Annotated in this window: 20 protein-coding genes; 11 read left to right on the forward strand and 9 right to left on the reverse strand. The window is 63.4% G+C overall.

The window, feature by feature from the left end; genetic code table 11:
* Nucleotides 1-9 precede the first annotated feature (9 nt).
* The 3 genes from FFS37_RS14100 to FFS37_RS14110 all read right to left on the reverse strand — a co-directional run bounded on the left by FFS37_RS14100 (nucleotide 10) and on the right by FFS37_RS14110 (nucleotide 2,718).
* A complete protein-coding gene (locus tag FFS37_RS14100; protein ID WP_171026280.1) occupies nucleotides 10-762 on the reverse strand; it encodes an SDR family NAD(P)-dependent oxidoreductase in 753 nt (250 codons plus the stop codon).
* Nucleotides 763-1,077: 315 nt separating this feature from the next.
* Nucleotides 1,078-1,791 carry a FadR/GntR family transcriptional regulator gene (locus FFS37_RS14105; protein WP_232375674.1) on the reverse strand — a complete coding sequence of 238 codons (714 nt, stop codon included), beginning with the start codon at nucleotides 1,789-1,791 and terminating at the stop codon, nucleotides 1,078-1,080.
* A 246-nt stretch (nucleotides 1,792-2,037) separates the two neighbouring features.
* Nucleotides 2,038-2,718, reverse strand: coding sequence for a GntR family transcriptional regulator (locus tag FFS37_RS14110; protein ID WP_137931571.1), 681 nt, complete (start codon nucleotides 2,716-2,718; stop codon nucleotides 2,038-2,040).
* Between the two features lie 136 nt (nucleotides 2,719-2,854).
* Here FFS37_RS14110 and FFS37_RS14115 point away from each other — a divergent pair, with 136 nt between their 5' ends.
* The 11 genes from FFS37_RS14115 to FFS37_RS14165 all read left to right on the forward strand — a co-directional run bounded on the left by FFS37_RS14115 (nucleotide 2,855) and on the right by FFS37_RS14165 (nucleotide 15,373).
* Nucleotides 2,855-3,976, forward strand: coding sequence for a cupin domain-containing protein (locus FFS37_RS14115; protein ID WP_137931572.1), 1,122 nt, complete (start codon nucleotides 2,855-2,857; stop codon nucleotides 3,974-3,976).
* 10 nt (nucleotides 3,977-3,986) lie between these two features.
* The gene (locus FFS37_RS14120) at nucleotides 3,987-4,907 is read left to right on the forward strand and encodes a fumarylacetoacetate hydrolase family protein (protein WP_137931573.1); all 921 of its coding nucleotides are present in this window, start codon (nucleotides 3,987-3,989) and stop codon (nucleotides 4,905-4,907) included.
* Between the two features lie 88 nt (nucleotides 4,908-4,995).
* Nucleotides 4,996-6,027: a carbon-nitrogen hydrolase family protein gene (locus FFS37_RS14125; protein WP_137931574.1), complete on the forward strand. Its 1,032-nt coding sequence runs from the start codon at nucleotides 4,996-4,998 to the stop codon at nucleotides 6,025-6,027.
* Between the two features lie 50 nt (nucleotides 6,028-6,077).
* A complete protein-coding gene (locus FFS37_RS14130; RefSeq protein WP_137931575.1) occupies nucleotides 6,078-6,830 on the forward strand; it encodes a maleate cis-trans isomerase family protein in 753 nt (250 codons plus the stop codon).
* Nucleotides 6,831-6,964: 134 nt separating this feature from the next.
* Entirely contained in the window at nucleotides 6,965-8,017 is a 1,053-nt protein-coding gene (locus FFS37_RS14135) for a peptidase M29 (RefSeq protein WP_137931576.1), read from the forward strand.
* A gap of 34 nt (nucleotides 8,018-8,051) precedes the next feature.
* Complete coding sequence (locus FFS37_RS14140; RefSeq protein WP_137931577.1) at nucleotides 8,052-9,362, forward strand: acyl-CoA dehydrogenase family protein; 1,311 nt, start codon at nucleotides 8,052-8,054, stop codon at nucleotides 9,360-9,362.
* 6 nt (nucleotides 9,363-9,368) lie between these two features.
* Nucleotides 9,369-10,661: an alpha/beta fold hydrolase gene (locus tag FFS37_RS14145; RefSeq protein ID WP_137931578.1), complete on the forward strand. Its 1,293-nt coding sequence runs from the start codon at nucleotides 9,369-9,371 to the stop codon at nucleotides 10,659-10,661.
* Complete coding sequence (locus tag FFS37_RS14150) at nucleotides 10,658-11,347, forward strand: TetR/AcrR family transcriptional regulator (RefSeq protein ID WP_137931579.1); 690 nt, start codon at nucleotides 10,658-10,660, stop codon at nucleotides 11,345-11,347. The genes FFS37_RS14145 and FFS37_RS14150 overlap by 4 nt, the downstream gene beginning before the upstream one ends.
* Nucleotides 11,337-12,677, forward strand: coding sequence for a glutamine synthetase family protein (locus FFS37_RS14155; RefSeq protein WP_137931580.1), 1,341 nt, complete (start codon nucleotides 11,337-11,339; stop codon nucleotides 12,675-12,677). The genes FFS37_RS14150 and FFS37_RS14155 overlap by 11 nt, the downstream gene beginning before the upstream one ends.
* Nucleotides 12,678-12,682: 5 nt before the next feature.
* The gene (locus tag FFS37_RS35765) at nucleotides 12,683-13,849 is read left to right on the forward strand and encodes a LysR substrate-binding domain-containing protein (protein WP_210240456.1); all 1,167 of its coding nucleotides are present in this window, start codon (nucleotides 12,683-12,685) and stop codon (nucleotides 13,847-13,849) included.
* Between the two features lie 90 nt (nucleotides 13,850-13,939).
* Nucleotides 13,940-15,373, forward strand: coding sequence for an APC family permease (locus FFS37_RS14165; RefSeq protein WP_137931581.1), 1,434 nt, complete (start codon nucleotides 13,940-13,942; stop codon nucleotides 15,371-15,373).
* 198 nt (nucleotides 15,374-15,571) lie between these two features.
* Here FFS37_RS14165 and FFS37_RS14170 read toward each other — a convergent pair whose 3' ends face one another.
* From FFS37_RS14170 to FFS37_RS14195, 6 genes are all read right to left on the reverse strand, one after another.
* Nucleotides 15,572-16,300: an ABC transporter permease gene (locus tag FFS37_RS14170; protein ID WP_137931582.1), complete on the reverse strand. Its 729-nt coding sequence runs from the start codon at nucleotides 16,298-16,300 to the stop codon at nucleotides 15,572-15,574.
* Nucleotides 16,301-16,303: 3 nt separating this feature from the next.
* Entirely contained in the window at nucleotides 16,304-17,011 is a 708-nt protein-coding gene (locus tag FFS37_RS14175) for an ABC transporter permease (protein ID WP_137931583.1), read from the reverse strand.
* Between the two features lie 79 nt (nucleotides 17,012-17,090).
* Nucleotides 17,091-17,888 carry a transporter substrate-binding domain-containing protein gene (locus tag FFS37_RS14180; protein ID WP_137931803.1) on the reverse strand — a complete coding sequence of 266 codons (798 nt, stop codon included), beginning with the start codon at nucleotides 17,886-17,888 and terminating at the stop codon, nucleotides 17,091-17,093.
* 67 nt (nucleotides 17,889-17,955) lie between these two features.
* On the reverse strand, nucleotides 17,956-19,986 hold the full coding sequence (locus FFS37_RS36440) for a DUF2817 domain-containing protein (protein WP_137931584.1): 2,031 nt from the start codon (nucleotides 19,984-19,986) through the stop codon (nucleotides 17,956-17,958).
* Nucleotides 19,987-20,036: 50 nt separating this feature from the next.
* The gene (hisC, locus tag FFS37_RS14190) at nucleotides 20,037-21,158 is read right to left on the reverse strand and encodes a histidinol-phosphate transaminase (protein ID WP_269750875.1); all 1,122 of its coding nucleotides are present in this window, start codon (nucleotides 21,156-21,158) and stop codon (nucleotides 20,037-20,039) included.
* Nucleotides 21,159-21,203: 45 nt separating this feature from the next.
* The gene (locus FFS37_RS14195) at nucleotides 21,204-22,256 is read right to left on the reverse strand and encodes a 2Fe-2S iron-sulfur cluster-binding protein (RefSeq protein WP_332311479.1); all 1,053 of its coding nucleotides are present in this window, start codon (nucleotides 22,254-22,256) and stop codon (nucleotides 21,204-21,206) included.
* Nucleotides 22,257-22,305: the final 49 nt, after the last annotated feature.

A 22,305-nucleotide genomic window follows, 5' to 3' on the forward strand; every position in this document is an offset into this window, starting at 1 on the left:
CTCCCGGGATCAGGTGATGACGAGACCGCCATTCGGGCTGACGATCTGCCCGGTGATGTAGTCGGCATCCGGAGAGGCAAGGAACGCGATGGCCCCGGCCATGTCTTCGGCGGTTCCCCACCTGCCGAGCGGTATCTGCTTGGCGCGTTCGGTGAAGTATTCCGGCGCGAGCCTGTTCGTCGTCATCGGCGTGATCGTCGGCCCCGGCGCGATCGCGTTGACCAGGATGCCGAAAGGAGCCAGTTCCTTCGCCCACCCCTTGGTCAATGCCGCGATGGCTCCCTTGGCGGCATTGTAGGTCGTCGCCATGGGATTTCCGACCGTACCGGAGATCGACGAGACATTGACGATCTTGCCGCCGCCCCGCTGCTTCATTCCAGGCACGACGGCCTGCGTGGTGAAGAGCGTTCCGCGCACATGCACCCTGATCGAGCGGTCGAACATCTCCTCCGTGACTTCATCGAGCGTGCAGAAGTCGCTGGTGGTGCCGGCATTGTTGACGAGAATATCGATGCCGCCGAACTTTGCTTCAGCCGCCGCAACCACGGCTCGCGTGGCGGCGACGTCGGAGACGTCGCTCAGAAATTCATGCGCCACGCCGCCGGCGCCCCGGATCATGTCGCAGGTCTCGCGAGCGGCTTCGGTCGAAAGGTCATGAACCGCGACCCGAGCGCCGGAAGCCGCAAGTCTCACCGCGGTCGCCCGCCCTATCCCCGAACCCGAGCCGGTGATGAAAACACTTTTGCCGTCGAAATTTTGCACGAATTTCCTCCACCGCCGCGAGGATGACGCGGCGTGTCCTTCCAGATCATTTCTCAATCGCGCCAGTCAAAGGCCGCGATGCGGCCGGCTCATCCCTAGGCGCCTGTCCTTAGAAATAACAGATTTGTAAAACATGTCAACATGCCTATCTGATTTTCCGGATCGTCTCTCGCCTGTAATGTGCGGGACCAGTCAGGCAGGACCCGTGGACGCTATGCCGTCCAGCGTCACGGCCAGGCTTGATCACGCCCGCACGGCCTGATGGAAAATGGCGCCTGGGCGCAAGCCGAGCCACGCCTGAGAGACCTTTGCCCCTCAGCGCGGCGGCACTTGCTGCCACAGGTCATGGCCCTCGATGGATTCGCCAAAGAACAGCCGGGCCTGCGCGGTGCGGATGTGGAACTGCATGCGGTCGCGCGCCATGGGCGCGTCGCCGGCGCGGATCGCGTCCAGGACGAGACTGTGCTCGTCCTGCACGGCTTCGATGTTCTTAACGGGCCGCGCCAGAAGCAGTGTCCGGGCAAGCCGGACGATGAACTGCATATCCGGCGCGATCTGGTCCAGGGCATCGACGAAGAACCTGTTCCCTGCCGCCACGGCAATTGCACGGTGGAAGACGATGTCTTCGTAGGTCCCATCGGAAGAACCGTTCATGGTCATCGCCAGATCGTCGGCCGCTTTCGCGATTGCCCTGACGTGATCCTCGGTGCGGTTCTGCGCCGCCAGGAAAGCCGCCTCGCCTTCCAGGAAGATGCGAAACTGATAGAGCTTCTGAACGTCCGAGATGCTGGCGACCGTACGATTCGTGGATGCGGGCGGCAGTCCATTCACCCGCTCGGCCTCGGCGACATAGCTGCCGGACCCTTTGCGGGAATGGATGACGCCCTCCTCCCGCAAGCGCCCCAGAGCCTCGCGAACGATCGGCCGCGAGACGCCAAATTGCGTGCTGAAATCGGCTTCGGAAGGAAGGCGTGTTCCGGCTGTGAACTTGCCGGAATTGATCTCGCGCAAAAGGTCCGCATAAAGCACATCGCTCAAACGCGGACGTTGACTTCCTGTTCTTGCCACGCCCGGCGAACTCCCCCGTTTGTTTGCAGATAGACTAACCTGTTAAGACAACTTCATCAACCTGACAAATGTATTCCAGCGCGACTGCCCTGCAGAATGTGCATGATCGGGGTGTCATGGCGGATCTGCAAAAGGCGCAGCAGCCATGGCAGGCCGCTGCGTTTTGGAACCGACGCGGTTAAAGCCGCGAAGTACGAGGCTCGCGCGTCAGCTAGCTGACGCGCGTCGGCTCACTTCACTTGACCGAATAGCCGCCGCCAGATCTTCCACCGTTCGAAGGTAGTGCTGGCTCAGCAAGCCCGAGGCCTCCTCGGCATTCCTGTCGAGAGCCGCTTGCGCAAGCGCGCCATGCTCGGCCTGGACATCGCGGCCCACCGGCAGCGCAGCCGCGAGCAGGACAGGAATGCGATAGCGCTCGGTCGCGGCGTAGAGCCGTTCGAAGAACTCCAGCGTCCAGGGCGAATTACAGGCAGCCAGCAAGGCGCGATGGAACGCGTGATGCCGCGCTTCGAGGGTCCAGATATCGGCTTCGGGACCAGTTCGCGCCGCCTGCACATTCAAGGCGTAAAGCGAGGAGACGATGCCCGATGCCCAGACATCGTCACCATGTCTGATCGAGGCTTTGAGCGCCTCCGTTTCGATGACGATGCGCAGCGACACAGCGTCATGCAACTCGTCGAGCGACAGCGGCGCCACGCGGAACCCGCGCAGCGATTCGACTGTCACCAATCGCTCGGCCTGCAGGCGGTTCAGCGCCTCGCGCAGCGGCGAGAAACCCATGCCGTAGCGCTCGCCGAGATCGGCAAGCCGCAGCGGCCGACCAGCCGCGAGCTCGCCGCGTATGATGTCGTGGCGCAGGGCTTCATAGGCTTTTTCGGTGAGCGTCATTCAGGTTCCTCACCATCCAGCCTTACCTCAAAGACAGGGTCGTCGGCAATTTCAATTATTTTCGATAATTTTCATTGCGTTCGAAAATATGCCGAGTCATATTCGATCTCAAGATGCCCCAAGTCAGGAGGATCGCATGGCAGGGAAACGCGAAAACCATCGCGAAGACGTCGTTGGGCGGGCAAACGTCGAGGACACTCCCGAATTGCTCGCCTACTACGAGGAGCTCGAGCGCCATAAGGCCGGCGCGCTGTGGACCGTCGCCAACAAGATCGAGCCGTGGGAGCCGAAATCGCAGTCGGTCCCGGTGGTCTGGCGCTATCGCGACCTGCGCGCGCATGTGCTGCGTTCGATAGAGCTGGTGACGCCGGAGAAAGCCGGACGGCGCGTTGTCTACCTGAACAATCCCGGACGCACGGACGTCGCCGCCGCGGTTGGCTGGATTTACGGCGGGTTGCAAGTGATGAACCCCGGCGAGGTTGCCTCGGCGCACCGCCACTCGGCCTCGGCGATCCGCTTCATCATCGAGGGCTCGGGCGCCTACACGGTGGTTGACGGGCACAAGATGACGCTCGGCGCGAACGACTTCGTGTTGACGCCCAACGGCACGTGGCACGAGCATGGCGTGGAGGCGACGGGGTCGCCTTGTATCTGGCAGGACGGTCTGGACATCCCCTTCGTCAACGCCATGGAGGCCAATTTCTACGAGGTGCATCCGGATCTGAGCCAGGCAGTCGGCTACGCGGTCGACGACATGACCAAGACCTGGGGAAATGCCGGCCTCAAACCGACGGGCGAAAGCTGGGGCAAGGGCTACAGCCCGATGTTCAAATACGAGTGGGCGCCGACCTACGAGTCATTGCTGAAATACGCCGATTGCACCGACGGCTCGCCCTTCGACGGCGTGCTGATGGAGTATGTCAACCCGGTGACCAACGGCCCGGTGATGCAGACACTGGGCGCATCGATGCAAATGCTGCGTGCCGGCGAGCATACGAAGGCGCACCGGCATACCGGCAGCGGCCTGTACCACGTGGCGAAGGGCAGCGGACATTCGATCATCAACGGCCGGCGCTTCGATTGGCAGGCACACGATATCTTCTGTGTCCCGTCCTGGGCGTGGCACGAGCATGTCAACGGATCGGATCGCGAGGACGCCTGCCTGTTCTGCCTGTCCGACCTGCCGGTGATGCGGGCGCTCGGGCTCTACCGCGAGCAGGCGTTCGGCGACAATGGCGGCCTGCAGCCGCTTCTTTGAAGGAACACGCATGAAACTCGTTACCTATCGCGCCTCGGTAGAGGCGGCGGCAAGGCTCGGCGTCCTGGTCGACGATCTTGTCGTGGATGCAAGCGCGCTCGCCGCGGCGCAGGACAAGACTCTGCCCGACACGATGCTCGGCCTGATCGATGCGGGGCGCGCCGCACTGAACACCCTACGCGACTGTCTCGACAAGGCCGCCGGACGCTTTCCGGTCGGCGTCGCAACGGCGATCGGCAATGTGAAGCTGCTGGCTCCCATTCCCCGGCCGCGCAAGAACATCTTCGGCATCGGCCTGAACTATGTCGAGCATGTCGCCGAGAGTGCGAAGTCGCTCGACACGTCGAAGGACCTGCCGAAGCAGCCTGTCGTCTTCTCCAAGCCGCCAACCACGGTGATCGGGCCTGGCGACGGCATCGAGCATAACAGGAAGATCACCCAGCAGCTCGACTGGGAGGTGGAACTCGCCGTCATCATCGGCACGACCGCCCGTCGTGTGCGCGAGGCGGAGGCGCTCGGCCACGTCTTCGGCTATTCGGTGATGATCGACATCTCCGCGCGCGACAACCGGCGCGCCGGTCAGTGGATCTTCTCCAAGGGCCAGGACACCTACGCTCCGTTCGGGCCGTGCATCGTCACGGCCGACGAAATCCCTGACCCGCAGGTGCTCGATCTTTGGCTCACCTTGAACGGCGTCGAAAAACAGCGCTCCAACACCCGCCACATGCTGTTCAAGGTCGATCACCTGATCGCCGACATTTCATCGGCCATCACGCTGGAGCCGGGCGACATCATCGCCAGCGGCACGCCGGAAGGCGTCGGCGCCGGGCGGACCCCGCAGGAATGGATGTGGCCGGGCGACGTGGTGATGGCTGGCGTCGCCGGCATCGGCACGCTGCGGCACTCAATCGTGGACGCGACACCAGAGTAGACACAGGGCGGCACCACTTGGGAGGGCCGGGGCCGACGGCGACCGCCAACCCCGCCTTGTCGGGCCGATCGCGAGCAGGAGAATTGCCATGCTGAAGCTTCCGAAGTTCATTGCCGCAGCCGTGCAGGCGGCGCCTGTCTTTCTCGATACGCCGGCAACGATCGAGAAGGCGGTCGGGCTCATCCGCGAGGCCAGGTCCAACGGGGCGGATATCATCGCCTTTCCCGAGGTTTTCATTCCGGGCTATCCGTACTGGAGCTGGATCACCGATCCGGTGACGGGCGGAGCCTGGTTCGACAGGCTGGCGCGCGCCGCCATAACCGAGCCAGGCCCCGAAGTCGAAATCCTGCGCGGTGCGGCACGCGACGCCGGCATCCATGTCGTGATCGGCATCAACGAGCGCAGCACGAGTTCGATCGGAACGCTCTACAACACGCTCCTGACCATCGGCCCCGACGGAGCTTTGCTCGGCAAGCATCGCAAATTGATGCCGACCTGGGCCGAGAAACTGACCTGGGCGCCCGGCGATGGGGCCGGGCTGAAAGTCTACGACACTGCGATCGGTCCGCTCGGAGCGCTTGCCTGCGGCGAGAACACCAACACGCTCGCCCGCTTCGCGCTGCTTGCCCAAGGGGAGCTGGTTCATGTCGCAAGCTACATTTCGCTTCCCGTTGCGCCGCCCGACTACGACATGGCGGAGGCCATAAAGCTGCGCGCGATTGCGCACTCCTTCGAGGGCAAGCTCTTCACGATCGTCTCCTGTTCGACCGTCTCGGAGGAGATCATAACGGCGATGGAAAGTGTCGTTCCAGACGCAAGGGCGCGCCTGCAGCGCAAATCCAGCGCCTTTTCGGGCGTGATCGGTCCGGACGGACGCGTGGTCGGCAAGCCGCTGATCGACGAAGAGGGCATCGTCTACGCCGAGATCGATCTCGGACGCTGTATCCAGCCGAAGCAGATGCATGACATAGTCGGTCACTACAACCGGTTCGACGTTTTCGACCTGAGGGTGAACCGGCGCAGGCTGGAACCGATATCCCTGATCGACAATGCGCACACCCTCGACGCCGATGACGCAAGTGCGGTCGAAGCAGCGGAACCAGCCGGTCAACGCGCATAGACCGGTGCTCACCTTGCCAGTTCAGACGGGTCAGACGGAAAGGATCCGCAATGCCGAACACCTATCGGATCGGACAAATTGTGCCTTCCTCCAACACCACGATGGAGACGGAAATCCCAGCGATCTTCCGTTCCCGCGAGATGTTCCTGCCTGAGCGTTTCACGTTCCACTCCAGCCGGATGCGGATGAAGAAAGTGGTCAAGGAAGAACTCGAGGCCATGGATCGCGACAGCGACCGCTGCGCGGCCGAGCTTTCCGACGCTCGCGTCGATGTCCTTGGCTATGCCTGCCTGGTCGCGATCATGAGCATGGGTAAGGGTTATCACCGCACCTCGGAAGCACGGCTGCATAAGCGTACCGTTGAGAACGGCGCGCCCGCTCCTGTCGTCACCAGTGCAGGTGCCCTCGTCGACGGCCTCAAGGTGCTGGGGGCGAAGAGGATTTCAGTGATATGCCCTTATGTGAAACCGCTTACCCAGCTGGTTGTCGACTATATCGAGCATGAAGGAGTGGCCGTGAAGGACTTCATCGCGCTCGAAATTCCCGACAACATCGAGGTCGGGAGGCACGATCCGAACAAGCTGCTCGAAATCTACAAAAAAGTCGACACGACGGGGATCGATGCGTTCGTCGCTTCGGCCTGCGTGCAGATGCCTTCCTTGCCGGTTATCGACGAACTCCAGAAAGCGCTGGGGCTTCCGGTTGTCAGCGCCTCTGTCTGTACCGGCTATCAGTTGATGTCACGGCTTGGACTGCTGGCGACATCACCCGGCGCCGGCGCCCTGCTCTCAGGCCGATATTAGCCCCCCAGCATCTTTGAATTCTCGAAAATAATAAAATCTTCGAAAATTTCGTTGACAGGCCCAGGTGACTGTGAAAACTTAACTGGCAAGTAAAGAAATCCGAAACAAGCCGGATCGTCAATGGGAGTTTCGCTATGATGCAAGAGCGCGTCGAAGGACGTTGGCTCGACTGTTTTCGGCGTGTCTTCACGCTGAATGCGATCGGCAAGGGCACGAGAGTTGCCCTGCTCTCCGAGACGCAGTCGCGTCCGGTGCTGATCCACCTGTCGGAACTCGCCCTGCATGATCTCGGCGCCGAATTCTGCATGATTCAGATGCCGACGCCGCGCCAGACGGCGCCAGTGCCGGTGAAGTCCACGGGCACGTCGTGGGCGATCCAGGGCAACCGCGCTGTCATCGAGGCGCTGAAGCTCTGCGACGTCATCGTCGACTGCACTGTCGAAGGCCTGATCCACGCGCCGGAATGGCCCGAGATCGAAGCGGCTGGGCGCACCCGGCTGCTGGTCGTCACCAACGAGCACCCCGAAATTCTCGAGCGCACCGAGCCTACCGCCGATCTCGGCCCGAAAGTAGCACTCGGCGTTCAGATGCTGCGCGAAGCCAACGAGATGCGGGTCACCTCGCCGGCGGGAACCGATCTCGTCATCGACCTGCGCAACGCACCTTGCGGCGGCACGCCCGGCTTCGGCACCACACCCGGCGCGGTGGCGCACTGGCCCGGCGGGCTCTGCCTCGCCTTCCCGGGAAAGAACGCAGTCAACGGCCGCATCGTCATGGACGTCGGCGACATGAACCTGACGTTCAAGACGACACTCACCAGCCGCATCGATTTCACCGTAGAGAACGACTTCGTCACCGCCATCAAGGGCGATGGCGTCGATGCCATCCACTTCCGCGAATACATGGAAGCCTGGAACGACCGCAACGCCTACGGGATGAGCCATGTCGGCTGGGGCATGCACCCGCGCGCCCGCTGGGTCTCGGCCGCCATGTACGACAAACGCGACATGCAGGCGGTGGAGTTCCGCGCGCTGGCGGGGTCGTTCCTGTGGTCGACAGGCGCCAACCAATATGCCGGCCGCTACACGCTCGGCCATTTCGATCTGCCGATGCGCAACTGCACGATCAAGCTGGATGGGAAAATCGTCGTCAAGGACGGCGTCCTGCAAGGCGAACTGGCGTCCTGACGCCCTAGACGAAAAAGACGCCCTCGGAGACATCATGAGCGACATTGCCGACTATTACGATCTTTCCCGCATACGCCCCGAGGTTCAGGCCAAGCTGCGGCTGGTGAACGAGCTCGGCCGCGACAAATTCGCTGTGCGCGCCAAGGGGATCGACGACGACGCCTCCTTCCCGGTCGAGAATTACAGGGATCTGGCCGCCGAGGGCTTTCTCGGCCTCTGCATCCCCGAAGAATTCGGCGGCTGGGGCTTTTCGATGTTCGAATACGCCATGGTCGGCGCCGAGATCGGCAAATATTGCGGCGCCACGGCGCTGACCTTCAACATGCACAATTCATCCATGGCCTGGTCGCGCTTCATGTTCGACATGCCGAACCTGACGCCCCAGGAAAAGGCTGAATTCGCGCCGCTGCGCGAGCGCCAGTTCCGCCGCGCCATCGCCGAAAGGGCGATCTATTCGCAGCCCATCTCCGAAGGCGGGCAGAACTGGACGTCGAAGCCGAACCAGACGCAGTGCCGCAAGGTGGACGGTGGCTGGACAATCAACGGCTTCAAGAAGTTCGCCTCGCTCGCTGGCTATTGCGACTACTACACCATCGTCTGCACGGAAGTGTTCGAAGGCCAGGAGCCGCGCCACGAAGACACCATGCTGTTCGTCGTCCACAAGGATGCGCCCGGCCTCAGCGTCAAGGGCGACTGGGACCCGCTTGGCATGCGCGGCACCAACAGCCGCGACCTCATTTTGAAGGATGTCTTCGTCACGGATCAGGACCTGCTGATGCCGCGCGGCATCTTCGGCAAGACGCTGCCCAACTGGCCGCACATGATGGTGACGCTGTCGCCGACTTATATGGGGGTAGCCCAAGGCGCCTTCGACTTCATGGTCGATTATCTCAAGGGCAAGATCCCGGGCCAGCCGCCGATCGACCGGCGCATGTACGCGACCAAGCGCGTCGCGGTCGGCAAGATGTATGCACGGCTCGCCAACATGCGCGCGCTCTGGTGGCAGGCCTTCGGCGAGGCCAAGGGCTTCCCGACCAAGGGCGAGGTGCTGCGCATGTATGCCGCGCAATACAACGTCATGGAGGGCGCGGCCGAGATAACCTCGATGGCGATCCGCACCTGCGGCGGCCAGTCGATGCTGAAGTCCCTTCCCCTTGAACGCATGTACCGCGACAGCCGCTGCGGCGCGCTGATGCTGCCCTTCACATCCGAGATCATGGAAGACTACCTCTCTGTCCTGGCGCTGTACGAGATGGACGAGATCGACAACGCGCCCGGTGACGAAGGCGGCGCCCGCATGTCGCTGTGGCGCGGCGATCACGACGCCGCGCGGTCGGCGCGGTAGACGCAAATGGCGCGCGAAACGGTTGAAGTCATCGGCGCTTCAGCTGCCTCGCCCGAGGCGGTCTGGTGCATCGCCTCGGATTTCTGCGGTGCATGGCACCCGGCCATCGCCACCATCCACGCCGAGCGCGACGAGCGCGGCGCGCTGGTCCGCGCCTTCACCGTGGATGGCGAGGACACCGTCTATCGCGAGCAGCTCACCTGGCTGAGCGACAGCGATCGCACGCTCGCCTATACGCATCTCCAAGGCATCGTCGGTGCTGAAGCCTATGACGGCCGCATCGCCATAAGCGCCGGCGACGGTGGGGGCAGCAGCGTGCGCTGGAGCGCGCGGGTCGAGGCCGCATCGCCGCGGCTGCAGGTGATCTGCGAGGGCACGAAAGCAATCTTTGAGGCGGGCATCGCCGCCCTGTCGGAGACAGCGCTCGCTACCCGGGCGGCGGAGCAGCCAGGCCCCCTGCCCGCTCCCGCCGCCACGCGCGACATCGTCATCGATGGCGATCCGCGCCTGGCGCTCACGGCGACGCCGGACGGCGACGGGCCGCTCTGCCTGTTCCTGCACGGCATCGGCGGTTCGCGCGGCAACTGGCTGCCGCAACTCGGCGCCGTCGGTGGCGTGACGCGCGCGGCGGCGCTCGACCTGCGCGGCTATGGCGGCAGCGCGCTCGGGCGACACCCGTCGACCGTGGAGGATTACTGCGACGACATCCTGCGCGTGAAGGAAGACCTTGGCGCCGATCGGCTTGTGCTGGTCGGTCTGTCCTACGGCTCATGGATCGCCACTTCCTTCGCCATGCGCCACCCCGGGATGCTGGCGGGGCTGGTGCTGTCCGGCGGCTGCACAGGCATGTCGGAGGCTAGCCTCGAGGAGCGCGAGGCCTTCCGTGTCAGCCGCAAGGTACCGCTCGACGCTGGCCAGACGCCGGCCGATTTCGCACCCGCGGTGGTGAAGGTGCTGGCAGGGCCGAACGCTTCCGACGCGGTAAAGAAGCAGCTTCTCAACTCGATGGCGGAGATTCCGGCCGCCACCTATCGCGACGCGCTGGTCTGCTTCACCAATCCCTCCGGACGTTTCGATTTCTCGCGCCTTACCATGCCGGTGCTGATGATGACAGGCGAACATGACCGGCTGGCGCCGCCAACGGAGATCCGTGGCGTCGCCGAACGCATCCTGGCGCAAGCGGCCCGGCCGAACGTCCGCTACGAAACGATCGCCGATGCGGGCCATGTCTGCAATCTGGAGCAACCCGATGCCTACAATCGCATCCTGCTCGAATTCCTGAGCGGGCTGGCGGCATGAGCCCCCTTCCCAAACGACAGCAGAACAAGCTCGATCGAGAGCGGCGCATATTGAACGCCGCGTTGAAGGTCTTTGCGGAGACAGGCTATTCCGGCGCCAACATGGATGCCGTCGCCATTGAAGCGGGGGTGTCGAAGCCGACGCTCTACCAGTACTTCCAGTCCAAGGAAGCGCTGTTCTCGGCCATGATGCTGGGCGAGCGCGACCAGATGCTCGATGTCTTCGAGCACCCGTCCGCGCGCGGCATGGTGGCGGACCTCATGGAGTTCGCCTGGGACTATGCGGACACCGTGCTGCGGCCGGACCTGTTGTCGCTGGCGCGGCTCATCATCGGCGAGGTGCAGCGCTTTCCGGAGATTGGCCGCGCCTATCAGGAAGTCGGGCCGGACCGCCTGTTGCGTGGCATCATGGACTATCTGGAAGGCCAGCGGCGCGCTGGCCGGCTGGCGTTCGATGATGCCGAACTCGCCGCGCAGGATCTGTGGGGCCTGATCCTGTCGGCGCCGCGCACGCAGGCGCTCTATATGCCCGACCGCACGCCCACGCGCGCCGAGATCGCGCGCTATCTGAACAACGGCCTGCGCGTCTTCCTCAAGGCCTATTCGACACAGCCCGAGACCGATCTCGCCGAACTTGTCCGCCTCATCGCCGACCATTCCCTCAATCAGGTGCAACATGACGATTGACGATTACCTGGCCGATCCGGCCAGCCGTTTTGCCACGGTCGCGATGACCGACACCAACGGGCTGTTGCGGGGGCAAATGGTCTCGGTCAACAGCCTCAAGGGCATCGCCAGGAACGGCATGGGCATGGCGCCGGCGCAACTGGCGCTGGATCCCACCGATGCGATGCTCATCATCCCGGGCGTCAATGACGACAAGGGTGATTTTCACGACGACCCCTTGCTGCTCGACCCGAGCTCGACGCGCCGCCTGCCGTGGTCGAAGCCGGGCCATGACCTGCTGGTGCTGTCGAACTACACAGGCGCCTCGGCGCAGATCTGCCCCCGCGCGATCCTGAAATTCGTCCTGGCCCGCGCAAACGAAGCGGGGCTGGTGCCCAAATACGGCATGGAGCTGGAATACACGCTGTTCGACGAGACGCCGGAGAGCGCGAAGGCGAAGGGCTACCGCAACCTCAAGACCGCGACGGCGCATGCCAGCCATGACCTGATCCTCTACCAGGTCGTCCAGACCGAGTGGTATGAAGCCTTGGCCGCCATCTGCGAGCCGCTCAAGATCGACCTCGCCAAGATGCACGAGGAGATCGGCGCCGGCTTCATGGAAGCCTGCATCGGCGCTGGCGAGGGCCTGGAGCCGGCCGACCAGCTGGTCCTGCTGAAGAACTTCATCCGGGCGCTCGCGCTGCGACAGGGACGGTCGGTCACCTTCATGCCGCGCTGGAACGAGAAGGCGGACAGCCAGTCGATCCACCTCCACATCAGCCTGAAGGACAAGACAGGCAAACCGCTGTTCTGGGACCCGGCGGAAAAGAACGGAGTCAGCCGCGCCTTTCGCCACTTCCTCGGCGGCCTGCAGGCCCATATCGGCGACATGACGCTGGTCTTCCAGCCGACGGTCAACAGCTACCGCCGCTTCGCCCCCGGCACCTTCGCGCCGCCGGGCCTGACCTGGGGTTTTGAAAACCGCACCACCTGCTTTCGCCTGGTCGGTCATGACGCAGGCACGCTACGGGTGGAGAACCGACTGCCCGGCGCCGATTGCAACCCATACCTCTCGGCCGCCGCGACCATCGCCGCCGGCGTCGCCGGCATCATCGGCGAGATCGAGCCCGATCCCGAGACCATCGGCTCGGGCTACGCGCAGAAACCCGCCCGCGACTTCGCCCGCTCGATGCCCGAGGCGATCGAGCGGCTGCGCGGATCTGATTTCGCCAAGGATTGGCTGGGGCCGCGCTTCGTCGAGGCGTTCACAGCCACGCGCGAGTGCCAGCACGACGAATTCCGCCGCAAGGTTCCAGACGTTGAACTGGAACGCTTCTTCGACCTGGGGTGATGACCATGGACGCCGATCTGCGTGCCCGCTTCATCGAAGGCATGAGCCGCGTGGCCTCGGCCGTCACCGTGGTGACCACGGATGGCGAGGCGGGCCGCTTCGGCGTGACCGTTTCATCGATGACGTCGGTGTCGGCCGACACCAGCCGGCCCTCGCTTTTGATCAGTGTCCATCATCTCAGCCCCGCATGCGAGGCGATCAAGAAGAACAGGCGGTTCTGCGCCAATGTGCTGAGCGGCAACCAGAGCTTCGTCTCGGATCTCTTTTCGGGCCGCCTCAAGCATCTGAACCAGGACCGGTTCGGCGCGATCGCCTGGCATCCCGGCGCGACCGGCGCGCCGGTGATCGACGGCGCCGTCGTTTCGCTCGACTGCGAACTCAAGACGGCGTTGATGTGGGGAACGCACTTCCTGTTCATCGGCGAGGCCGAGAGCATCGATCTCTCCGCGCAGCGCTCGCCGCTGGTCTACGGCAACCGCGGTTACCGGCGCGCCATCCCGATCGCGCCGGACGACCATCGGCCGCCGCACCCTGAAAACCATCTCAGCATCGGCTTCTTCATCACGCTTGGGCCGCAATTCGTGCCGGGCCTTGTCGCCGGCTTCGCCAGCCAGCAGCCGGATGTCGACATCCGGCTGCTGGAGGCCGACCACGACGATCTCATCGAGCAGATGCGCGCCGGCAGGATCGAGGCGGCCATCACCTTCGGGACGGTAAACGAGCCCGATCTCGACGCCGAACTGGTCTGCCCATCGGCTCCGCATGTGCTGCTGAGCGCCGGCCATGCGCTGGCGGGCAGACCCAGCTTGCGGCTTTCCGACCTGGCCGATCTGCCCATGATCCTGCTGGACTATCCCTCGGTGCGCGCGGCCACGGACGCCCTGTTCAAGCGCGGCGGGCATCAGCCGCTTGTCCGTTTCCAGTCGCCGTCCTTCGCCATGGTGCGCGGGCTGGTCGCCGAGGGCCTTGGATATTCCATCGTCCCGCAACCGCCCCAGGCCAGGGCCGCGCCCGATGGCAAGGAAGTCCTCGCCATACCGCTGGACGAGGACTTCCCGGAAGGCGCGGTCGTGGCGATCACGCCGCGCGGCAATGGCCGCAGCGAATGGGTCGGGCAATTCCTGGCCAAGTGCCGGGGATCCTTCGGGCATACGCTCAATGCAGAGAAATAAGTGCCGGACGGAACGGCCTCACGCAACAGACACCAACCAACAATGGACCGGTCGATCGGCCATGGGGAACACAGAGGGAGAACGACACAAATGAGCACCGCAGGCAGCAATCAACTTCGCAGGAATTCGCTTGGCCTGATCGCCGTCACCTTCATGGTGATCTCGGCCGCAGCCCCGCTTACCGGCGTGGCCGGCGCAATGCCGCTGGCCTTCATGCTGGGCAACGGCGCCGGCATTCCGGCAACCTTCATCTTCGTGACACTTGTCATGCTCGCCTTCTCGGCCGGCTATGTCGCGATGTCGCGGCATGTCACCAATGCCGGCGCCTTCTACGCCTATGCCGCGCGCGGGCTTGGCGGGCGCACCGCCGGCGCCGTCGCCGTCGTGGCGCTGGTCGCCTACAACGCCATGCAATTCGGATTGATCGGCCTGCTCGGCGGCATCGCTGCCGGCGTCTTCGGCGAGCTCGGGCTGACCTTGCCCTGGTGGGGTTGGAGCCTGCTCGCCATCATCCTGGTCGGCATACTGGGCTACCGGCAGGTGGACCTGTCGGCGAAGGTTCTGGTGGTGGCCGTGGCGCTTGAATACCTGATCGTGCTGATCGTCGATTTCGCCATCCTCAGCAAGGGCGGCGACCACGGCCTGGCGCTGAACGTGTTCGACCCCACCGCCATCTTCTCGGGCTCGCTGACCGCCGCCACCCTGTTTTGCCTGGGCTCCTTCATCGGCTTCGAAGCGACGACGATCTATGCCGAGGAGGCGCGCGAACCCGAAAAGACCATTCCGCGCGCCACCTATCTCTCGGTGCTGATGATCGGCATCTTCTTCGTTTTCACCACCTGGCTGATGATCGTCGGCATAGGCGCCGACAAGCTGGTGCCGACCATCCAGGGCTATGGCGACCCTTCGGCGCTGTTCTTCGATCTGGCGGGACGTTATGTCGGCGGCCCGGTGCCGACGATCGCCGGCATTCTTCTGGTGTCGAGCCTCTTCGCCGCGCTTTCGGCCTTCCACAACTACATTGCAAGATACAGCTACGTGGCAGGGCGCGAGGGCCTGCTGCCGGCCGCCTTCGGCCGCACCCATGACGCGCACCAGAGCCCGCATATCGGCTCGGTCGCCCAGACGGTCGGCGCGCTGGTCGTGCTCGCCATCTTCGCCGGCCTGCATCTCGATCCGGTGCTCAACATGTTCACCTGGGTCAGCCAGGTCGGCACGCTCGGCGTGCTCGGCATGATGACGGTCACCTCGCTCGCGGTGATCGCATTCTTCCGCAGGAAACAGGGAGAGGCTTCAGCCGTGTCGACTGTTATCCTGCCTGCCGTGTCGGGCCTGATCATGGCGGCGCTTTTCGTCTACATCTTCCTGCATTTCGGCGACCTCACCGGCACCACCGGCGGCGCGCTCGGCATCATCCTGCCGGCGCTGATCCCTGCCGCCGCCGTGGTTGGATATGTGCTGGCCTTGCGGTTGGAGAAAGCCGATCCGGCTCGCTTTGCCCTGATGGGGCAAAATCTCAATTGAACCGGAGGGCCTGGGCGGCGCTCGACATCTGCCCAGGCCCTTCATCGTCGCATGACAGATGGCGAAGATCAGCTTCTTGGATCGTCGCGTGAAATATAGCGCGCAAGCCGCCTCGAAAAGTACGGTCACAATCGAATTTAAATGTGATTCCGCTTCACAATCAATCGCCATAGTGGCCGCCGCGTTGAGGTTGGTCCGCTAAACCGTCACTGTTCCGTCCAGAAGCGGTGTGGATACGCCTTGCCGGGCCCGTGCTTCGTGTCTCATGAGATATCGCTCGATCGAGCGGACAGCCGCGACCAGCAACAGATTGACGACCAGATACAACATTCCGGCGATCGCGAAGATTTCGAAGATCGCGTAGGTCTGACTCATCAGTCGCTTGGCATAGCCGGTGATTTCCAACACGGTGATGGTAGAAGCCAGGCTTGTGCCCTTGACCACGAGAATGAGCTCGTTGCCATAGGCCGGGAGCGCTTGGCGGATGGCCAGCGGGAACTCGATGCGGCGAAAGCGCAGGAGCCGCGACATGCCGCAAGCCTGGGCTGCCTCGACCAGGCCCGCCGGGACCGACATCAGCCCGCCGCGCAAGATTTCGGATGTGTAGGCCGCGGTGTTGAGCGCCAGCGCCAGCACGGCACAGCGCGAACCATCGCTGATCACCCACCACAGGACGGCGTTGTTCCTGATCAGGCTGACCTCGCCAAGCCCGTAGTAGAAGATGAATATCTGAACCAGCAGCGGCGTGCCACGAAAGACATTGCTGTAGTACTTGGCAAAGCCGATCGCGAAACGATTGGACGACAGCCGCATCAGCGCCAATCCCAGGCCCAGATTGAAGCCTATCAGCACCGAGACCAGTGTCAGCGCGGCGGTGACCCACAGGCCCTTGAGAAGAACCGGAACCGCAAGTTGGATGAGTTCCATGACCTATCTCCGCGCCCGCAACCGAAGCAGGCGCTCCATGCCATCGAAGCCGGCCTGGCTGACAAGCGTGATCACCAGATAGACGACTGCCGCGATCAGATAAAAGATGAAGGGATGACGGGTTGAGTTCGCGCCGATGTAGGAGGTGCGCATAAGCTCCTGAAGCCCGACCACGGACACCAGCGCCGTGTCCTTGACCGTGGTCTGCCAGACATTGTTGATGCCGGGAACCGCAATGCGCAGCATCTGCGGGGCGATGATGCGGCGGAAGATACGGCTGCCGGGCAGACCGAGCGCGCGCGCGGCCTCGATGTGTCCGCTGGGTATCGACGCCAACGCACCCCGGATGACCTCGGTCGAGTAGGCGCCCGAGATCGCGCCGATGGCGATCACCGCGATGACGAACGCGTAGCCACTTTCCGCCAGCCCGGCGTAACCGAAAGCAGTGATGACCTTGGTCACGAACTCAACCGAGCTGAAAAACAGCAGGTAGATGACGAGCAGTTCGGGAACGCCTCGCACCACGGACGTGTACCCATCCACAAGCAGCGACAATGGAAATATCCTTGCCCATTTGATGAGGCCGCAGGCAATGCCGATCAGCAGGCCGGCGACCATGCTGAGCAAGCCGACCGCGATCGTCACCGCGGCACCGCGCAGGATAGCGCCTACCCAACCAGCGTCCCAAATCTGCCAGAGACCGAATTCCATCTGTGTTGCTCTGTTCCCAAGGGTGAAGGAGACGGCCGCATGCGCCGGCCCGGCGCATGCGATGCCACGTTGAACAACGTCAGTTGCAAGGCCTGGAGATGTCAGTCTTGAACCATTTCTGGCTGGCCTTGCCGACCGAGCCATCAGCGATCAGTTCGCACAGCGCCTTGTCGATCTTGCCCTTGAGTTCGGTGTTCTCCTGCGCGATGCCGACGCCGATCCCCTCGCCGAGCGTGGCATCGGAGCTGCTTTTGATCTGCACGTTGACGAGCTGAAAATTCTTGCCATCGGGCTTGTCCAGGAAGTCCTGCAATGCGGATTGATCGGCGAAGGCCGTGTCGATGCGGCCGCTGGCAAGGTCGATCTGCATCTGGTCAAGCGTGTCGTAGGTCTTCAGGTCAGCATCCGGCGCACGCTTCTCGAGGAAATGCGCGTGGGTCGTGCCGGCCTGCACGCCGACCTTCTTGCCGGCCAGGGATTTGAGCAGCGTGTCGACATCGGTGATGCCCGCAAGATCCGAGCCTTTCGGGGCGACGAACATGTTGGCGAGTTCGGCGTAACCGACGCTGAAATTGATCTCCTTCTTGCGGTCGGCGGTGATCGACATCCCCGAGATGATGACATCGAAACGCTTGGCCTTCAGCGCCGGGATCAGGCCATCGAAAGCCTGCACGACGAAATGGCATTTCAGCTCGAGCTTGGCGCAGAGCAACGCGCCGACATCGGCGTCGAAGCCGGTGACGTTGCCATTGGCATCGGACATGCTCCATGGCGGATAGGCACCCTCCGTGCCGATGGACAGCTCACCGTCCGCGGCGAGCACGCTTCCTGTGCTCGCGATTAGACATGCGAGCAACGACAGGACTTTCAGTTTCATGGTCAGTTCCCCTTTTTTGAGTTTCATTGCTATGACCTCCCGGCGCCAAAGGGAGGCTTCGAGGGTGTCACAGCGTCCGGGCCAGGAACTGGCGCAGACGCTCTGAACGCGGACTGCCAAACAACTCCGCCGGCGCGCCCTCCTCCTCCACCTTTCCCTGGTGGAGAAACAGAATCTTGTGTGAGACCTCGCGCGCGAACTGCATCTCGTGCGTCACGAGGATCATGGTGTTGCCTTCCTCGGCCAGCTGACGGATCACCCGCAGCACCTCGCCGACCAGTTCGGGGTCGAGCGCCGATGTCGGTTCGTCGAACAGGATGACCTTGGGCCGCATCGCCAGCGTGCGGGCGATCGCGGCGCGCTGCTGCTGGCCTCCGGACAACTGGCCGGGATAATGCGCGTGCTTGTCGGAAAGCCCGACCTTCTTCAACAAGGCGTGAGCGTGGTCGACAGCCTTCTCGCGCGGCTCCTTCAGGACATGCCGTGGCGCCTCGATGATGTTCTCCAGCACCGTCATGTGCGGCCACAGATTGAAGCTCTGAAACACCATGCCGACGCGGGCGCGAATGCGCTCGACCTGGGCCATGTCGGCCGGTCCGGCACGGCCGTTCGACAACTGCTTCATCTTGATGAGTTCGCCATCGATGGCGACCTTGCCGCCATCCGGCTGTTCCAACAGGTTGATGCAGCGCAGGAACGTGCTCTTGCCCGAGCCGGACGAGCCGATCATCGAAATCACCTCGCCGGCATGAGCGGCGAGGTTGACGCCTTTCAACACCAACAGGGAGCCGAAGCTCTTGTGCAAGTCCTCGATCTGCACCGCTGGTGTCGTGGCCGCTGGGGTATGATTCGCTGCCGCGCAGCGGGCCGGCGGCGTCTGCCCGCTCTGGCTCAGCTTGGTTGTCGGCACTTCGATTGTCCGCAGTTCGGTTAGCGCCCGATCGAAGTATCGCAGGCTGGTGGACAGGCAGGTCCGCTGCCAATCCGGATCTTCAGGGATGAAAGCAACGCGCAACGCTGCCTTGATCCGCTTGCCGATGGCGGAATCGATCCTGCCGAAAAGATGCAGCCAGTTGTCAGCCTGGACGGCATCCATGACGGAAGCTCCGTCCAGCGTGCCACATTCCACGACGAGCGGCAGCACCCGCGCATTAGGCAAAGCCCTGACGACGGCTTCAGAGACATAGCCGGTCGCGGTTGCGGCGATGCCGGTGCCGGTCGTCGCATTGGATCCGGTGAGCACCGTGGCGAGCGCCGGTCCGAAAACGGACTTGCCCCAAGCCATGCCGGGATGCTCGGAACTGGCAACCGAAAGCAGTGCTGGATAGGCGTAGGGTCCGGCACCCGTGTGCAGGTCGAAGACGACGGCATGGCGCGCGCCGGCGGCAAAGGTCGACAGGATGTCGATCAACGTCCGGTTCGACCAGACGGGACCGGCGCCGCCATAGAAAAGTCCGTCGGCAAATTCGTATTGACCGGCCTCGACAATCGCCGCCAACCCGGTCTGACCGAGTTTTTTTCTGGTGGCGAGCAGTTTCTCGTCAGCGGCGACGCGCTCCGGTCCTTCCCATTCCCTGCACGTCAATATGCCGTGCAGTCCGGCATAGCTGTTATTCTCAGGCGGGGTCGCGGACCAGTCGACAAAATTGCGGTTGAGGTCGACATTGTCCTCGTTGACGCGTCGCGACCACGCCGTCCCCCAGGGGTTGATAAGATGGATCGCCAGCACGGCCGTTTCCGCGTCCAGCTTCCAAGAACCTTTCTGGCTGAGCCAGGCGGTCTGGCAGGCTGAGCCGAACGCGCCCTCCACGCCATGGGTACCGGAAACAAGCACGATCAATTTCTGCGCGTCGCGACGCCCTAGCAGCGCGACGTCGGTCGCCAAGACCTCACCGTCCGGCCCATGCAGCGGATGCAAATACTCATACAATTCCGCGCCCGCGCGCTGCGCCGACTTGCGAAACCTGTCACGCATCGTCGAGAAGGTGGCGGCGTATGGCTGCACCGCATGATCGTGCCGCGTCGTGGGCTCTTCGACACGGCTTACGGTTTCGGCGAGTGGGTCCGTTCCATGAAGTTTCACCGTGGGGCTATTCATTGATGAGACCACTCCAGATGGTTCGTCCCGGCCTGCGACAGCGGCGGCTTTCATTGGCCTGCAAGCTCCTGAAGCGCTGCGATCAGACGGTCATTGTCGGCAGGCGAGCCGATGGTGACGCGCAGATAATGTTCATAGCCGCTCTCGCGCCACGCCTTGACGATGATCCCCTGGCCGAGCAGGGAGGCCGCCAGACGCGCACTGTCGCCGTTGCAGCCGAAGAAAAGGAAATTGGTCTGCGACGGCGCAACCTGAAAGCCAAGTGCGGCGAGTGCGGCCGCGACACGCTCCCGCTCCGTTCGCACACGATTGGCCGACGCTTTCATCCAGTCGTCGTCGGCCAGCGCGGCGATGGCGGCGATCTGCGCAGCGCCGTTGACATTGAAAGGCGTCTTCGCGGCGCCGATGACGCCTGCAAGCTCGGGGCTGGAACACAGGGCATAGCCTACGCGCAGCCCGGCCAGACCATAGGCTTTCGAGAATGTGCGCAGGACGACATAGTCGATGCCGCTGTCCCGCAAGATTTCAATGCCATCAGGCGCGCCTGGATCGGAGAATTCGAAATAGGCCTCGTCGAGAACGAAAAGCGTGCCGGGGCGAACGGCCGCGATCAGGAGTTGCAAGGCGGCATGGTCGAGCCCTGGCCCCACGGGGTTCCAGGGCGAGGAGAGGAAGACGATCCGCGGTACTGCCGCAATCGCGGTTTCGAGTGCGCCAAGATCAAATCCCATCTCGGCGGTCATGGGGATCTTGATCACCTCGGCGCCGACCGCCAGGGGCTCTATCTCGTGCAGGCCGAAGCTCGGCACCGTCGTGACCACACGGGCGCCCGGCGACAGCACGGCGCGGGAGATCGCGGCGATCATTTCCTCCGATCCGTTGCCGGCAACGATCAGACCGGGGTCAACCGCGACCTTCTCGCCAAGGGCCGCTCGCAATGCCGTGCAGGCCGGATCGGCATAGCGCCATGGCTCGAACGACGGCGATGCCAGCGCCTTCATCACATTGGGAGAACAGCCGTCGGGGTTTTCGTTGCTGGCCAGCCGGGCGATGTCGTCGCGTCCGCTGAGCGTGCGCGCCACCGCGATGTTCATGCCCGCATTGTAGGGAGGCAAGGCCGCAATGTACGGATTGAAGAGAAGCTTTGACCTTGGTCCGCTCGAACTTTCCAACCTCGACCTCCTTCCCGATACGTCCTTTTGGCGGAATGCCATCCATCAGATATCCAGGACGACCGACCCGCGCGGCCTGGAGCAGCACAGCAGCACTTCACCCGGCTCAAGCTCATCGAGCGGTTCTTCGAAATAGCTGACCTCACCGTCGATCAGCCGAGATTTGCACGTGGAACAGACGCCGGCGCGGCAGCTGAACTCCGGTTCGAGGCCTTGTTCCTCGGCGAATTCGAGCAGGGATGAGACACCGTCCCATGCCGCCTTGACCCCCGATTTCCGGAACTCGACCACAACCGCTTTGTCGTCGGCCGCAATCTCCACCTTTGGCGGGGCGGTGACAGTGGGCGGCGCGATATCGAGCACAGTGGCCGGTCCGAAAAACTCGTAGGCGATGCGCGTCTTCGGCACGCCAAGTACCCGCACGGTGGCATAGACAGCCTGCATGAAGGGCGGCGGGCCGCACAGATAGAAGTCGTAGTCGTCGAGCGGCAAAAGACGCTGGAGCATTTCGCGCGAGACCACGCCCTCGCTGTGAAATTTCCGGTCCGATCCGTCGCGCTCCGTCGGGTAGCGGTAGCAGAAGTGAACCGTGATTCCGGGCCGCGTAGCCGCCAGGGCCAACACCTCTTCCCGCAAGGCATGAACGTCGCCGTTCTCGCATGCGTGGATAAAGACCACGCGGCGATCCGGTGTCGAAGCAAGCGCATGCAGCATCGACACCATCGGCGTCAGGCCGACGCCGCCGCTGACCAGGACGACGGGCCGGTCACTGCCCATGTCGAGAACGAAGTCGCCGCGCGGACCCTCGGCCGACAGGACATCGCCCACCTCGACCTTGTCGTGCAGGAAGCAGGAGCTGACCCCCACGGGAAGCCCCGGAGCGGGCGCCGCCTCTCGTTTGACGCTGATACGATACGTGCCGACAACGCTCGACGAACCGGAAACGCTGTAGTTTCGCAGGACGTATTCCTTCGCACCCGCCGTTTCCTCAGACACGGGAATGCGGAACACCAGGAACTGCCCGGGCTGGTAGGGACGCCAGCCCTGCGCCTGCACCGGCTCGAGGAGAAATGATGTGATGATCGCGTTTTCCTTCACCTTCGCGACGACCTTCAGGTCGCGAAACCCGCTTCGTCCGACACTTGCG

It is taken from the genome of Mesorhizobium comanense (genome assembly GCF_005503535.1).
In the GTDB taxonomy this organism is placed as follows: Bacteria; Pseudomonadota; Alphaproteobacteria; order Rhizobiales; family Rhizobiaceae; genus Mesorhizobium; species Mesorhizobium comanense.